This is a genomic window from Streptomyces sp. NPDC089919 (assembly GCF_040684615.1).
Lineage (GTDB): Bacteria > Actinomycetota > Actinomycetes > Streptomycetales > Streptomycetaceae > Streptomyces.
Genome location: NZ_JBFBGK010000094.1, coordinates 1 through 14,787 on the forward strand (window position 1 = coordinate 1; position 14,787 = coordinate 14,787).

General features: G+C 73.1%; 13 protein-coding genes. 4 read left to right on the plus strand and 9 right to left on the minus strand.

What is annotated here, in order from left to right; genetic code table 11:
* Positions 1–279: 279 nt before the first annotated feature.
* On the minus strand, positions 280–1,704 hold the full coding sequence (locus AB0O40_RS29185) for a PLP-dependent aminotransferase family protein (protein ID WP_365047936.1): 1,425 nt from the start codon (positions 1,702–1,704) through the stop codon (positions 280–282).
* Between the two features lie 47 nt (positions 1,705–1,751).
* Between AB0O40_RS29185 and AB0O40_RS29190 the strand changes: the two genes are divergently transcribed.
* Positions 1,752–2,276, plus strand: coding sequence for a carboxymuconolactone decarboxylase family protein (locus tag AB0O40_RS29190; RefSeq protein ID WP_365047938.1), 525 nt, complete (start codon positions 1,752–1,754; stop codon positions 2,274–2,276).
* Here the strand turns inward: AB0O40_RS29190 and AB0O40_RS29195 are convergent.
* The 4 genes from AB0O40_RS29195 to AB0O40_RS29210 all read right to left on the minus strand — a co-directional run bounded on the left by AB0O40_RS29195 (position 2,254) and on the right by AB0O40_RS29210 (position 6,410).
* Positions 2,254–3,564: an MFS transporter gene (locus AB0O40_RS29195; protein ID WP_365047940.1), complete on the minus strand. Its 1,311-nt coding sequence runs from the start codon at positions 3,562–3,564 to the stop codon at positions 2,254–2,256. The two genes, AB0O40_RS29190 and AB0O40_RS29195, sit on opposite strands and share 23 nt — an antisense overlap.
* Before the next feature lie 75 nt (positions 3,565–3,639).
* Positions 3,640–4,785, minus strand: a complete 1,146-nt coding sequence (locus AB0O40_RS29200) for a hypothetical protein (protein WP_365047942.1) — start codon at positions 4,783–4,785, stop codon at positions 3,640–3,642.
* A 262-nt stretch (positions 4,786–5,047) separates the two neighbouring features.
* Positions 5,048–5,647: a cysteine hydrolase family protein gene (locus tag AB0O40_RS29205; RefSeq protein WP_365047986.1), complete on the minus strand. Its 600-nt coding sequence runs from the start codon at positions 5,645–5,647 to the stop codon at positions 5,048–5,050.
* A 172-nt stretch (positions 5,648–5,819) separates the two neighbouring features.
* Positions 5,820–6,410 (minus strand): cysteine hydrolase family protein, encoded by a 591-nt coding sequence (locus tag AB0O40_RS29210; RefSeq protein ID WP_365047944.1) that lies wholly within the window; start codon positions 6,408–6,410, stop codon positions 5,820–5,822.
* Positions 6,411–6,547: 137 nt separating this feature from the next.
* Between AB0O40_RS29210 and AB0O40_RS29215 the strand changes: the two genes are divergently transcribed.
* Entirely contained in the window at positions 6,548–7,534 is a 987-nt protein-coding gene (locus tag AB0O40_RS29215; RefSeq protein WP_365047946.1) for a DJ-1/PfpI family protein, read from the plus strand.
* A 7-nt stretch (positions 7,535–7,541) separates the two neighbouring features.
* Here AB0O40_RS29215 and purU read toward each other — a convergent pair whose 3' ends face one another.
* Entirely contained in the window at positions 7,542–8,426 is an 885-nt protein-coding gene (gene purU, locus AB0O40_RS29220; RefSeq protein ID WP_365047948.1) for a formyltetrahydrofolate deformylase, read from the minus strand.
* A 32-nt stretch (positions 8,427–8,458) separates the two neighbouring features.
* Positions 8,459–8,905, minus strand: a complete 447-nt coding sequence (locus tag AB0O40_RS29225; RefSeq protein WP_365047988.1) for a hypothetical protein — start codon at positions 8,903–8,905, stop codon at positions 8,459–8,461.
* Positions 8,906–9,085: 180 nt separating this feature from the next.
* On the opposite strand from AB0O40_RS29225, the gene AB0O40_RS29230 reads away from it, so the two are divergent.
* Positions 9,086–10,417 carry an ABC transporter substrate-binding protein gene (locus AB0O40_RS29230; RefSeq protein ID WP_365047950.1) on the plus strand — a complete coding sequence of 444 codons (1,332 nt, stop codon included), beginning with the start codon at positions 9,086–9,088 and terminating at the stop codon, positions 10,415–10,417.
* A gap of 72 nt (positions 10,418–10,489) precedes the next feature.
* Here AB0O40_RS29230 and AB0O40_RS29235 read toward each other — a convergent pair whose 3' ends face one another.
* Both AB0O40_RS29235 and AB0O40_RS29240 read right to left on the minus strand, forming a co-directional pair.
* Positions 10,490–12,202 (minus strand): hypothetical protein, encoded by a 1,713-nt coding sequence (locus AB0O40_RS29235; RefSeq protein ID WP_365047952.1) that lies wholly within the window; start codon positions 12,200–12,202, stop codon positions 10,490–10,492.
* A 201-nt stretch (positions 12,203–12,403) separates the two neighbouring features.
* Positions 12,404–13,786, minus strand: coding sequence for a transcriptional regulator (locus tag AB0O40_RS29240; RefSeq protein ID WP_365047954.1), 1,383 nt, complete (start codon positions 13,784–13,786; stop codon positions 12,404–12,406).
* A 285-nt stretch (positions 13,787–14,071) separates the two neighbouring features.
* Between AB0O40_RS29240 and AB0O40_RS29245 the strand changes: the two genes are divergently transcribed.
* Complete coding sequence (locus AB0O40_RS29245; protein ID WP_365047956.1) at positions 14,072–14,737, plus strand: bifunctional DNA primase/polymerase; 666 nt, start codon at positions 14,072–14,074, stop codon at positions 14,735–14,737.
* The last annotated feature ends 50 nt before the right edge of the window (positions 14,738–14,787 follow it).

Below are 14,787 nucleotides of genomic sequence, written 5' to 3' on the forward strand. Positions count from 1 at the left end.
TTGTGCGGGGGGGTCCGGGCCCGCGCCCGGCCGCTGCGCGGAGCCAGACCCCACCCCGCCCCTTCCCGAAACCGGTGGGCACCGCCCCCGGATCCCCCGCGCCTCAAACGCCGGCGAGGCTGGTACGGGGGACAGCGGGGCTCCGCCCCGAACCCCGCACCGCCGCTGCGCGACGGTCGCCTCAAGCGCCGGCGGGGCTGAAAGGCCCGGCTACCGCTCTGGGAGGTACGCCCAGCGGAGCTGGTAAGGGGACGCCGGGGGGCGGCCCCGGCCCGGGGGCTATGGCGGTGGGGGGAGGATTCGGGTGAGGGCGGAGAGGGCGGCGGGGTAGGCGCTGTCGGGGGGTGTGGCGTAGCCGATCACCAGGCCGTCCGCCGAGGGGGCGGTGGCGGCGGGGTGGCGGAAGAAGGACAGGCCGTCCAGGCCCACGCCGTGCCAGGCGGCGGCCTTGAGGGCCGAGCGCTCGGTGCCGGGGGGCAGCCGGAGGACCGCGTGCAGCCCGGCCGCGACCCCCGTGATGCCGATGTGCGGCGCGTGCTCGGCCAGCACCGCCGTCAACTGGTCACGACGGGCCCGGTACCGCTGCCGCATCTTCCGCAGGTGCCGGTCGTAGCCCCCGCCCGTGATGAACTCCGCCAAGGACAGCTGGTCCGGCACGCTCACCCACAGCTCGCGCCGCCCCTTCACCGCCAGCACCGGCTCGACCAGCTCCTCCGGCAGCACCATCCAGCCCAGCCGCAGCCCCGGCGACAGGCTCTTGCTGACCGAGCCCAGGTAGACCACCCGGTCGGGGTCCAGCCCCTGGAGCGCACCCACCGGCTGCCGGTCGTACCGGAACTCCCCGTCGTAGTCGTCCTCCAGGACAAGCCGGCCGGGCGCACCCCGGGCCCAGTCCACGGCCGCCGACCGGCGGTCCGGGTGCAGCGGCCCGCCGGTCGGGAACTGGTGCGCGGGGGTCAGCAGCACCTCCCGCACGGCCGGCAGCTCGCGCAAGTCGTCGGTCCGGGCGCCCCGTTCGTCGATCGGCAGCGGCACGGTCGTCACCTTCGCCGCGTGCAGCACGTCCAGGTGGTACGGCAGCCCGTACTCCTCCACGCCGAGCGGCCCCCGCAGCACCCGCCCCTCGTACAGCAGCCGCATGCCGTGCCCGAAGCCCGCGCAGACCACGATCCGGGACGGGTCGGTGCGGACGCCCCGGGCCCGGCCCAGGTACTCGGCCAGGGCGGCCCGCAGCTCCGGCCGGCCCTGCCCGTGGCCGGGCCCGAAGGCGTCGTTGGGGGCGGCCAGCAGCGCCTTGCGGGTGGCGGCCAGCCAGGCCGTGCGCGGGAAGGACCCGGCGTCCGGCTGGCCCTGCTGCAACGCGTGCAGGGGGCCCGCCGGGACCGCCGGCCCGGGCTTGGGCCGGCGGCCCGGAGCAGGCGCCGCGGCCCGCTCGGCGACCCGGGTGCCGGAGCCCTGCCGGGCGGTCAGCCAGCCCTCCGCGACCAGCTCGGCGTACGCGTCGGCGACGGTGTTCCGGGCCAGCCCCAGATCCGCCGCGAGCGAGCGGTACGGCGGCAGCCGGACGCCCGGGGGCAGCCGGCCGTCCCGCACCGCGGCCCGCAGCGCCTCGGCCAGTGCGGCCCGCCGTGGCCCCTCGGCCGGCAGCTCCAGATGCAGGTCGGCGCCGGTGCGCTCCGCCGAATTGACCCATGAATCCGCCATGGAAATGCACCCTACAACGGGTCGATCGGCTTCCTAGATTGGTCCGTATGACGACGCACACCGACCCGACCCGGGCCACCACCCCCGACTCCCCCCACGAGACCCGCTTCGACCTGGCCGAATGGGCCCCCAAGGTCTACCGGGCCCAGATCGGCTTCGACGCCGCGGCCCGCACCGGACTGGACCCGGCGCTGGTGGAGCTGATCCAGATCCGCTGCTCGCAGCTCAACGGCTGCGCGTACTGCGTGCACATGCACACCACGGACGCCCGCAAGGCCGGCGAGAGCGAGGAGCGGCTGCACCTGGTCACGGTGTGGCGGGAGGCCCGGAACTTCTTCTCCGAGGAGGAGCAGACCGCCCTCGCCCTGGCCGAGGCCGTCACGAAGATCTCGGAGGCGGGCGTGCCGGACGCGCTCTACCGGCAGGGCCTGGAGGTCTTCGGCCCCGAAGGCCTCTCGCAGGTGATCGCCGCGATCTGCGCGATCAACACCTGGAACCGTTTCGCCATCGCCACCGGCAAGATCCCCGGGACGGACGAGCGGACCAGGATCAGGAGCGGCTCGAAGGCCTGACGCCGGCGCCGCGCTCCGGGCTCCCCACGGGGGTGGGCGTCCGGCCGCCCCCGGAGCGGGGCCCCGGCACCACCGGGACGGCCTGCGCCACCGGCGTCCGGGGCCGGCCGGTCCCGACGTACCCCGGCCGGGCGGCCCGGAGCCCGCACCAGGTGCCCGGTACCGCCAGCGCCATCAGGACCAGCAGCGGCCGGTCCCAGTCGCCGGTGGCGTCGTGGAGCATGCCGATGGCGACCGGCCCGGTACCCGCCACCAGGTAGCCGAAGGTCTGCGCGAGCCCGGAGAGCCGCGCCGCGGTCACCGGGTCCGGCGACCGGAGCCCCAGCAGCGTGATGGCCAGCGGGAAGGCGCTGCCGGTGGCGACCCCGAGGACCACGACCCAGACCCAGGCCGAGCCCGGGTCCAGCAGCAGCCCCGCCATGCCGGTGACCTTCAGGGCCGCGATCCCCGCGACCAGGGGCCGCTGGTCGGACAGCCGGGCCGCCACGACCGGGACGACGAAGCCGAGCGGGATGCCGATGGCCAGCATCACCGACATCATCAGTCCGGCCTCGGCGGCGCCGTAGCCGCTGTCCCGCATGACCGCCGGCAGCCAGGACACCAGGACGTAGAACATCAGCGACACCACGCCGAGGAAACCGGCGACGGCCCAGGCCAGCGGTGCCGCCAGCAGCGACCGCCCGCGCTCCGCCGGGACGGCGCGGACCGCCGCGCCGGCCCTGCGGGCCCGCCGGGCGAGCCGCCGCCAGACCAGGACGGCCGGCAGCGCAGGGAGGGCCCACAGCGCGAGCGCGGGCCGCCAGCCGGCGGCGTCGTGGACGGGCACGGCGAGCGCCGCGGCCAGGGCCCCGCTGCCCGCCATCAGGGTCATGGCGATCCCGGTGGCGGCGCCGGTCCTGGCCGGGAAGTGCCGCTTGACGACGGCGGGCACGAGGACGTTGCCGACCGCGATGCCGGCGCCGGCCAGCACCGTGCCGGCGAACAGGCACAGCGGTACGGGCACGGCCCGCAGCGCGACGCCCAGGGTGAGGACGGCGAGCGCGAGGGCCACGGCCGCCTCGGTGCCGATCCGGTGCGCGACCGCCGGTGCGACCGCGGCGAAGGCCCCCAGGCACAGCACGGGGAGCGTGGTCAGGATGCCGACCTGCGCCCCGGACAGGCCTAAGACGTCCTGGAGGGCGCCGAGGAGGGGCGGGACGGAGGTGATCGCTGCGCGCAGGTTCGCCGCGAGCAGGGCCAGACCGAGGAGGGCCCACAACTGCGGGGCCCGGGAGGTGCGTGCGGACAAGGTTGCCTTCCCCCTGGGAGGGCGCGGCCCCCGCGGACGGCACGGTGTGGACCGTCCGCGGGGGCCGGCGCGCGGTCAGACCTGCAGGGTGTGGGAGACCGGGCAGGCACCCTTGCGGGCGCCGGTGGCACCGAAGACCGCGGCGGTGGCGGGCTTCGGGCCGCCGCCGAGCTGGACCAGGATCTCCTGGGACAGCAGGTCCTCCTTGCCCTTGAGCGCGTCGGCCACCCGGAGGTCCGCGGCGAAGACCATCTCGGCGGCGATGTTGTCCTGGACGATCCGGGCGAGGTTGTCGAGGGCCACGGCGACCGGGTCGGAGGGGGACTCGGCGGTCGGCAGGTCGACCAGGTGGGAGGCCACCTTCGCCTGGTTCATGTGCTGCTTGATGATGATGGACGCCTGGTTGAGCTCGGAGGTCGTCCAGATCGACAGCACGACCACGTACAGGTCACTCCAGGCCGCCTCGCCGAGCTGCGTGCGCCAGCGCTTCATGAGGCCGCCGACGCCGCTGATCTGCGCGGCCGAGGAGTGCTTCATGTTGACCCGGACCGACGGGTACACCTTCTTGGAGAACTCCTGGAAGGTGGGGATGTCGAACCGCTGGGTGCTCACCGCGTTGTTGATGAAGGCGATGCCCTCGGTGAGGATCGTGTCGCAGGACTTCTGAAGGTCCTCGGGCAGGTTGGCCCGCGGCAGCCGCGTCTTGGCCTCGCGGAGCTTGTCCCGGAAGGCCTGCAGCGGCACGATCCAGGCGGTCGAGGCGGGGCCCTCGACGGAGACCATGTCGAGGTCGTGGGCGTCGATCCGGGCCGCGTTGGCGACGTTGGGGATCCGGTCGCTCAAGTACGAGGCGGCGGTGGAGTAGATGCCCAGCGGGACGTGGGCGATCGACTTGGCCAGCTCGAACACCTCGGGGACCGGGTCGACGGTCTCGACCACGACGCCCTTGTTCACGAGGCGGAACCGGCCGCCGATGGCGTTGTTCTGGACGATGACCACTGGACCGAGCTCCTTGATGAGCTTGGTCTTGAGGTCGGCGTAGTTGGTGCGCATGGCCGCGTTGACGGCGCGTATGGAGTCACGCGCGGTCTTCTCGTCGACGACCACGGAGGCGTCGGTGCCGGGAACCTCCTCCGCGAACGCGTCCGTCGCGGCACCGAGTACGGCGGCCGCGCCCACGACCGCGGCGGTGGTCCCCATGAACTCTCTTCGGCTGCTCAACTGTGTTCATTCCCCTGCATGTTGGATTCGGTCGACGGCTCCCCGGCCACACCTCGGCGGCGGGAGCCCTCGGATTCCAGAGGATCAAACCTCAGAAGGCATGCGATTCCTAGCCATTTTTCATAAATGTTTAAGACGCGTACATGTTTCGCGAACGGAATTAACGACTCCATAACCCCCTATAAACGGACGAATTTACCCATGCCGACCACCCCGGCCACCGCGGCGTTCGCGGCGGGCGGGGTGTGTGGGTGACGGGTCGTCAGCTCAGCGCGTCGGCATCCGGTACGACCACGCCGTACAGGTCTCCGATCGTGGCCAGGGCGCCCCGGTGCACCTGCTCGGCCGAGACGTTGCCGACCGGGGTCGGCAACGGACGGGTCGCGGAGGCGGCGGCCACCACGGTCGGCCGGTTGCCGCGCAGGAACGCGCCCTCGGTGGTGAAGGTGACGCACATGTTCGTCATGAACCCGGCGATGATGACGTCCTTGTTGCCCGCCTCGTCCACGCGCTTGCCGAGGTCGGTGCCGACGAAGCCGTTCGGCTTGGTCTTCACCACCACCGGCTCGCCCTTGATCGGCGCGACCTTCGGGTGGATCTTGCCGATCTCCGCGGTGACGTCGTACGGGGTGCCCTTCCCGCCGTCGTTGACGACGTGGATGACCTTGCCGCCGGCCTTGCGGGTGGCGGCCAGCAGCTTCGCCGCCTCGTCCAGGGCCTGCTGCCAACCGGTCAGCTCCATCACACCGCGGGTGTAGGTGTTCTGGTAGTCGACCATGATCAGCGTCGAGTGGGCCAGCTTCGCCGGGGTGTCCGGCAGCCCGTTGAGCTTGCGGAGCGTGGTGGTCTTCGAGACGTCCACGGCGGCCTGGGCCTGAGCCTGGGCCGGCGTCGGCGCCGCGGCGGAGGCCGCGGCCTTCTCCTTGCCCGACTCCCCCTCGGAGCAGCCGGTCGCCAGCAGCGCCAGCGCCGTCAGCGCGGCCGCCAGGGACGCCGCCCCGGCACGGTTACGGGTCGTTCGCATCGTCGGCTCCTCAGCCCAGCTGGTCCACGGACGGGACGACCACGCCCCACAGGTCCTCGATGACCGCCAGCGCACCGGCGTGCACCTGCGCGGCGGGCACCTCGGCGCCGAGCGCGGGCAGCGCGCGGGTGGCGGAGGCGTCGGCCACGACGGTCGGCGCGTTGCCGCGCAGGAACGCGCCGTGCGCGGTGTACTGCACGCACATGTGGGTCATGAAGCCCGCGATCACCACGGTCTCGTTGCCCGCCTTGTCGACCAGCTCGCCGAGGTTGGTGGCGTTGAAGGCGTTCGGGGTGGTCTTCACCACGACCTCCTCGCCGTCGACCGGGGCGACGGCCGGGTGGATGCTGCCGATCTCCTGGCGGATGTCGTACGCGCCGCCCTCACCGCCGTCGTTGATGACGTGGATGACCGTGGCGCCGGCCTCGCGGGCCCGGGCGACCAGCCGCACGGCGGCGTCGAGCGCGGCCTGCCAGCCGTCCAGCTCCATCACGCCCTGCGTGTAGGTGTTCTGGTAGTCCACCAGGATCACCGTGGACGAGGCGAGGGCGGCCGGGGTCTGGTCGAGGCCGGAGAGCTCGCGCAGGGTGGTGGAAGGCATGGCGAAACCGTCTTTCGGTGCGAGGAAGTGGTGCGCGGGAAGCGGCGCAGTTCCACGCTACGAGCGCCCCCGACTGGCGGCAATGTCATGTAACTTGCAGATCCCGACACCCGCCCCGGACCGATCGGATGCGCCCCGTGAGCCTGAACCGCCTGATCGTCGTGCTGCTCTTCGAGGGGGTGGACCTCCTCGACGTCACCGGCCCGCCCGAGGTCTTCGCCCTGCTCCAGCGCGAGACCGGCCAGGCCGACGGCTACCAGGTGATGCTCGCCGCCGAGACCATGGATCCGGTCACCACCTCGGCCGGGGTCCGCATCCTGCCCGACGTCACCTTCCGGGACGCGGCCCGGCGCAGCATCGACACCCTGCTCGTGCCCGGCTCGGTGGAGGTCGACGAGGACCGCGTCGTGCACGCCGTCACCGACCCCGGGATCGTCCGCTGGGTCGGTGAACTGGCCGGGGTCTCCCAGCGCGTGGCGTCGGTCTGCGTCGGGGCGCACCTGCTCGCGGCGGCCGGCCTGCTCGACGGCAAGCGCGCCACCACCCACTGGTCCACGGCCCAGCAGCTGGCCGCCGACCATCCGGCCGTCGAGGTGGACGCCGACCCGATCTTCATCCGCGACGGCAAGGTGTGGACCGGCGCGGGGATCACCGCCTGCCTGGACCTGTCACTGGCCCTGGTCGCGGAGGACTTCGGCGAGGCGATGGCGCTGCGGGTGGCCCGCCAGATGGTCATGTACCTCAAGCGCCCCAGCGGCCAGAGCCAGTTCAGCGTCCCCACCGAGGCGGTGGCCACCACCCGCCGCATGGAGGACCTGCGCCACCACGTCGCACAGCACCTCGGCGGGAAGCTCACCCTCGCCTCCCTCGCCGAGTACGCGCACATGAGCGAGCGGCAGCTGACCCGGGTCTTCAAGACGGAGGTGGGCAGCACCCCGGCCGCGTACATCGAGTCGGCCCGGGTGGAGGTGGCCCGCAACCGGCTGGAGACCACCGACGACACCCTCGACCGGGTGGCCACGACCTGCGGGTTCGGTACCGTCGACACCCTCATCAGGGCCTTCCGGCGGAAGCTGAACACCACCCCGACGGAGTACCGGAACCGGTTCCGGCACTCCGGCTGAGGAGTCCCTACGCGAAGACGACGGTGCGGCTGCCGTTGAGCAGCACCCGGTGCTCGCTGTGCCACTTGACCGCACGGGCCAGCGCCTGGCACTCCACGTCCCGCCCGATCGCCACCAGCTGGTCGGGGGTGACGTCGTGACCGACCCGCTCGACCTCCTGCTCGATGATCGGGCCCTCGTCGAGGTCGGCCGTGACGTAGTGGGCGGTGGCACCGATCAGCTTCACCCCGCGCGCGTGCGCCTGGTGGTAGGGCTTGGCGCCCTTGAAGCTCGGCAGGAAGGAGTGGTGGATGTTGATGATCCGGCCGCTCAGCGCCTTGCACAGGTCGTCCGAGAGGACCTGCATGTAGCGGGCGAGCACGACCAGCTCCACGCCCTCGGCGCGCACCAGCTCCAGCAGCTGCGCCTCCGCCGCCGCCTTGTTGTCCTTGGTGACGGGGATGTGGTGGAAGGGGACGTCGTACGAGCCGGCCAGCTCGGCGAAGTCGGTGTGGTTGGAGACCACGGCCGCGATCTCGACCGGCAGCGCGCCGATCCGGGAGCGGAAGAGCAGGTCGTTGAGGCAGTGGCCGAACTTGGACACCATCAGGACGATCCGCATCCGCTCGTCGGCGCGGTGGATCTGCCAGTCCATCCGGAAGGTGTCCCCGATGGCCGCGAAGCTCGCCCGCAGCTTCTCCACCGTCACCGGCGCCTCGGCCGAGAAGTGCACGCGCATGAAGAAGAGGCCGGTCTCACGGTCGCCGAACTGCTGGCTGTCCTCGATGTTGCAGCCGGTCATGAACAGGTAACTCGACACGGCGTGCACGATGCCCTGCTTGTCCGGACACGAGACGGTCAGGACGTACTGCTCGGGCTGCTCCGTCGCGGAGGCGCTCTTCGGATCGCTCATGCCGCACAAGACTAGTGCGGGCGGGGCCCCGGCTACGCCGTCCGCGTCATGATCCGCAGCACTTCCAGGGTGGCCGGCGGGGCGTCCGGGTCCTCGCCGTCGTTCGTCGCCAGCCGGACGTGCGCCTCGCGGGCCGCGCGCACCGCCTCGGGCCAGCCGTGGTGCTCGAGGTAGGCGGAGACCAGGGCGTCCGGCCCGACCTGGTGCAGGATGCGCAGCACCCGCAGGACGGCGACGTCGACGAGGGCGGCCTCCTGGGAGTCCCGGAAGATCGTGCCGACGTACTTCTCGGCGGACCAGCTGTCGAGCCAGGTGTCCTCGACGAGCCGGTAGACGGCGTCGGTGACGTCTCCGTAGCCCTCCCGGCCCCTCAGCCAGCACTCCTCCTGGAAGGACGGGTCGGAGAGCATGTGCAGCGCCGAGCGCACGTTGCTGCGCCAGCGCCACCAGGGCATGTCGTTCAGCGGCATGCCGCCCATGGTGGAGGAGCGGCGGCCGCGTCGGGAAGGGTTCTTCGAACCTGGGACGGATGTCACGGTTATCGATCGTACGTTCCCTCCCGGGAGCGATCTTTACACCCCCGTAGTTCACCGGGATGTCACCGAACGTTGAGTGGACATCACACCGTCGTTACCCCTGGGGCGGAAGTGTGCATGCACATGACCGGTAGGCGACGCACGGCACGACCCAGCCCCTTCACCGCCGCGGCGAGTGCCGCACTGTGCACGGCGGCTGCCGCGTCCCTCCTCACCGGCTGCGGGGTGCTCCCCGGGGACGCGGGGGGATCCGGGGAGCCCCTGAAGGTGATGACCTGGGCGCCGGTCGGCACCAAGGCGACCAACATGCCCGGCATGCCCGCCATGGCCGTCGCCTTCGGCCGGGCGCTCAACGCCGACGGCGGCCTCGACGGCCGCAAGATCGAAGTCGTCACCTGCAACGAGCACAACACCCCCACCGGCGCCGCGAACTGCGCCCGCCGGGCGGTGGACGACCACGTCGTGGCCGTGGTCGGCTCCTACAGCCAGCACGGCCGCGCCTTCATGGCCCCCCTCGAGGCCGCCGGCATCCCCTTCATCGGCGGGTTCGGCGTCTCCTCCGAGGAGTTCCAGAGCACCCTGTCGTACCCGGTCAACGGCGGCCAGCCGGTGCTGCTCGCCGGCACCGGACGGCAGCTGGCCCACCAGTGCGACAAGGTCTCCCTGGTCCGGCCCGACACCCTCCCCGGCGACACCATGCCGATCCTGCTCAACGCCGGCCTGAAGTCCGGCAGCCGCGAGGAGGTCAGCGACATCCTGGCCGCCGAGGACGCCACCGACTACAGCGCCCAGGCCCTGGAGGCCCTGGAGGACGCCGGGGCGGACCCGCGGCTGCCGGCCCGGATCGGCACCGAAGCGGCCCGCGCCAAGGCCGCCAAGGGCTGCGTCACCGCCGTCCTCGGCGACCGCACCGAGACCTTCTTCGACTCCTTCCGGCGCGTGGAGACCGAGGACCAGAAGGTGCGGATCTCCTCCGTGCTCGGCAGCGTCAGCCAGGGCCTGGTCAACCGGACCGGCGGCAAGGACGGCCCCTTCGAGGGCGCGTACGTCACCAGCTGGTACCCCGTGTCCTCGGACCCGCTGTGGGCCCCGATGCGCAAGGTGATCGCCGAGCGGGCCTTCGACGACGACCGGATCGACCCCGACGACGTCGGGGTGCAGACCACCTGGATCGCCTACACCGTCTTCGCCGAGGTCGTGAAGTCCCTCGGCGACCAGGAGATCACCCCGGGCAAGATCGCGAACGCCCTCGACAAGTCCGACGGGATCAAGACCGGCGGCCTCACCCCCGACCTGAGCTGGCGCTACCAGGACATGCGGGCGGTCGGCGGCTTCCCCCGGATCGTCAACGGCCGGGTGCACTTCCAGCAGGTCCAGCAGGGCCGGCTGGTCACCGAGGGCGAGGGCGCGATGGACATGACCCGGACGCTGGAGCTGGCCCCGGCGATGAACTGACCGCCGGGGCGGGGCCTCGGCCTTCGCCCCGGACCCGGGCCCGGTCCTTGTTCTGCCCGGCCCCGGGCCCGGCTACAGCTTGGTGCGGTCGCGCTTGGTCAGGTCGTACTTGGCCGCGATGCGGTTCCAGAGCTCGGCGGCCTGCTCCTTGTACTGGGTCGCCTGGCCGCTGGCCTTGTTGCCGGCCGCGGCGTGGCTGGTGGTGCGGGCCTTGCCGTTCTTGCAGTACTTCTTGCTGCCGTCGACCTGGTCGGCCCACTCCGCGTAGTGCTTGTCGGCCGAGGCGGAGTACTTCCAGGCCTTGGCCAGCGCGCTCGCCAGCCGGTCGTGGTCCGGGAGCTGGTCCATCTTCAACTCGTCGAGGCGGGTGACCAGTTCCTCGCGCTGCCGGCCCGCGTCGTGCAGGTCCTCGGAGGCCTGCGACAGGTCGTCGCACTTCTTGATGTCGGCCACCGCCGCGATCACCGCGTCACGGCTGCCGCCGCTGTCCTCGAGCAGCTTGTCCAGCTGCACCGCCTGGGCCCGGGCCGGGTCCACCGGCTTCTCGGCCTCGGCGCTGGCCGGTGGCTTGGAGGTGTCGGAGAGGGTGGTCGGGTCGTTGCTCTTGTCCGACCCGCTGCCCATCAGCGCGCCGACCCCGAGCCCGACCACGGCCAGCCCGAGCACGCCCGCGGCGATCAGCCCCACCGGGGCCCGCCGCCCCTCCGGCTCGTGGTCGTACGGATGCGGGGGCGGGGGCCCCTGGTGGTACTGCGGCTGGTGGTACTGAGGCTGCGGCTGGGGCCCCCGGAACCCGCCCGGCTCCTCGATCTTGGGCAACTGCTGCGTCGACCCCGGCGCGTCGTTCGGATACCCGTACCCCGCGCCGCCTCCCCCCTCGGCCCGGAACAGCCCGTCGAACTCCGCGGGCGGCCCCGGCTCCGCGGGCACCGGCGGGATGTACTGCGTGGCCGCCGCGTCGGGATCGGCGGGCACGGGCGGGATGTACTGGGTCGCCGCCGCGTCGGGATCGGCGGGCACGGGCGGGATGTACTGCGTGGCCGCCGCGGCCGGATCACCGGGCACAGGCGGGATGTACTGCGTCGCCGCGGCCGCCGGATCGGCCGGCACGGGCGGGAGGAAGGCGGTGGCCTCGGCGTCCGTCCCCGCCGCCGGGGCGGCGAAGGGATCGGCGTACGGCTGCTGCCCGTACGGGTCACCGGGCGGGAAGCCCTGGTAGGAGTCCTGGCCGGGGTAGGCACCTCGGCCGTGGCCCTGACCCTGGTACGGGTCCTGGCCCTGGTACGGGTCCTGGCCGAGGCCCGGGCCCTGGCCCTGGTACGGGTCCTGGGCGTGACCGGGAGCTTGGCCGTGGCCCGGGTACGGGTCCTGGCCGAGGTCCTGGCCCGGGTACGGGGCCTGGTTCGGGTACGCGCCCTCCGGGCCGGGGCCGGGCTGCGGGTAGGACCCCGCGTAGGGGTCCTGGGGTGCCGGGCCGGCGGGGTCGTACGAGGCGTGCGGGTCGTAGGACTCGTACGGCGGGTAGGCCTGCTGCTCCGGGTACGGGTTCGGGTAGCCGTAGGCGGCGGTGCCCGGGGCGGCCGGGGCGTCGGCCGGCGGGGCGCCGGGGGGCTGTCCGGGGCCCCAGGAGCCGCCCCAGGGCGCGCCGCCGACCGGGGCGCTCTCCCGCTCCTCGGGGGCGCCCGGGATCCAGGGTCCCGAACCGTCGGCGGGCAGCACGATGCCTTCGTAGGCAGGCCGCCCCGACGGGGACTGCGGCTCGCCCCCCTGTCCGCTCTGCGTCACCGGGACTCCTTCTCGACCTACGGAATCGTCGGTTTACGCTACCGGGTCGCCTCTCTCCCCTGCCACGCGCCCATGATCGAACTCAAGGAGGCGCGCGGACGGCCCCCGGGTGAACTGACGTCCCATCACCCCCGCGGAGCCCCTGGCGCCCCCTCCCGCCCGCCCACCGCCCCGGGCCGGAGCCCCGGCCCGGGGGCGCTGTCAGGCCGCCTGGAGGGTGAGGCGGGCGGTGAACTCCCGGACGGGGGGTTCCTCGCGGTAGGGGTCCAGGCGCTGGCGGAAGTCCTCCAGGTACTCCGCCCCCCGGTTGGAGCGCAGCGTGGACAGCAGCTCCACCGCCTGCGTCCCCGTCGCACACGCCTGTTCCACCTCCCGCGCCTGCACCTGCGACACCGCCAGCAGCAGCAGGCCGATGGCCCGTCTGCGCGCCTTGCCCGCCGGCAGTTCCCGCAGCACCTCCTCGGCCCGCCGCCCGGCCGCCTCGGACTGCCCGAGGTCCCGGTGGCAGTGGGCCAGCTCGTCCGCCAGGTACGCCTGGTCGAAGTGGGTGATCCAGACCGGGTCGTCCCCCGACTCCGGCTCCGCCCGCTCCAGCGCCGAGACCGCCCGGCCGGCCAGCACCTGCGTGGCCCGCGCGTCCCCCAGCAGCGCGTGACCCCGCGCCTCGGCCGCGAAGAACATCGCCTGCACCCGCGGGGTGACCTGCCCCCGCGCCCCCTCCTGCGCGGCCCGCGCGAGCTGCGCGATCTCGCGCGGGTTGCCCAGCTCCGCGGCCAGGTGGCTCATGGACGCGGCCAGGACGTACCCGCCGTACGCCCGGTCGCCGGCCGCCTGGGCCAGCCGCAGCGCCTGGATGTAGTACCGCTGCGCCAGTCCCGGCTGGCCGGTGTCGACGGCCATGTACCCGGCCAGCTCGGTCAGCCGGGCGACGGCCGCGAACAGCGAGCGCCCCACGCCCTCCCGGTAGGAGCCGCCGAGCAGGCCCGAGACCACGCTGTTGAGGTAGTGCACGACCACCGGCCGGACGTGCCCGCTGCCGAAGCGGTGGTCGAGGTCGACGAGGGCGTCGGTGGTGGCGCGGACGGCCGCCACGTCGGAGAGCCCCACCCGGGCCCCCGCGGTCCGGGCCACCTGCGCGTCCGCGCCGGTGATCAGCCAGTCGCGGCTCGGCTCCACCAGCGCCGAGGCGGCGACGGTCGAACCGGACAGGAAGTCCCGTCGGCCCACGTCGCTGCGCCACAGCTCGCAGACCTGCTCGATGGCGCCCGGCACGGTCGGCGAGAACTGCAGTCCCACGCCGGAGGCGAGGTTCTTGCCGTTGGCCATGCCGATCTCGTCGATGGTGACCGTGCGGCCGAGTTTGCGGCCGAGCGCCTCGGCGATGATGCCCGGAGCGCGCCCCCGGGGCTGCTGCCCCCGCAGCCATCGGGCGACGGAGGTTTTGTCGTACCGGAGATCCAGTCCGTGCTCGGCGCCGGTCATGTTGACTCGGCGCGCGAGCCCGGCGTTGGAGCACCCGGCTTCCTGGATGAGCGCCTGGAGCCGTTCGTTCGGCTGACGGGCGACGAGAGGCCTGGCTGCCATGGAAGAAACCCCCTGTGGCCGCGGGTGATCGTGCTTCACGAACACTTCCCGGCTGATTGGCGGAGAATGCGGAACTTGCCCGGAACGTGGTGCTCTTGCTGCCACTCGCCGGGGATTGTCGCGCTTTCAGGAGTCCCGTTACCCCTGACCCGCGTCACCGTCCCCTACGCGCCCCCGCCAGTGCATCGATGCGCCCCGCTTGCAGGATCGATGCTCCGGGCACGGCTCGGGCCCTCCCCGTAACCCGAGGTGACGGCGGAAGTTGTGATGTGCGTGGAAGAGACCATGGGAGTCACGGAGACCGCGCCCATCCCCAAGCAGCGAGGCGAGCAGCTGCTGGACCATGCCGTGCGGTACGCGGAAGAACGCCACTGGGACGTGTTCCCCGGCACCTGGCTGGAGGCCGAGGACGGCAAGGAGCTCTGCTCCTGCGGGGCCGCGGACTGCGCGGCCCCGGGCGCGCACCCGGTGATGCAGGGCTGGGCGGCCTCCGCGACGGGCAGCGCGACCACCGTCCGGCGGATGTGGCAGAAGCAGCCGCGGGCCTCGATCCTGCTGCCGACCGGCCGCACCTTCGACGCCATCGACGTACCGGAGACCGCGGGCTTCCTGGCGCTGGCGCGGATGGAGCGGATGGAGCTGACGCTCGGCCCGGTGGCGCTCACCCCGGACCTGCGGATGCTGTTCTTCGTCCTGCCCGGCGCCGGCGCGAAGGTCCCCGACCTGGTCCGCCGGCTGGGCTGGTCGCCTTCCACCATCGACCTGGTGACCCGCGCGGAGGGCGACTACGTCGCCGCCCCGCCGACCCGCTTCGGCGGCCGCGGCGCGGTCCAGTGGGCCCGCCGCCCCACGCCCGCCAACCGCTGGCTGCCGGACGCCGAGGAGCTGATCAACCCGCTGGCGTACGCCTGCGGGCGGGAGGCCGCGGCGGCCCGGGCGCGCCGCGCCTGACCTGCGAGGACCCGACTCTTCTGCGCGGTACGCGGCTCCTCGTAAGGTGG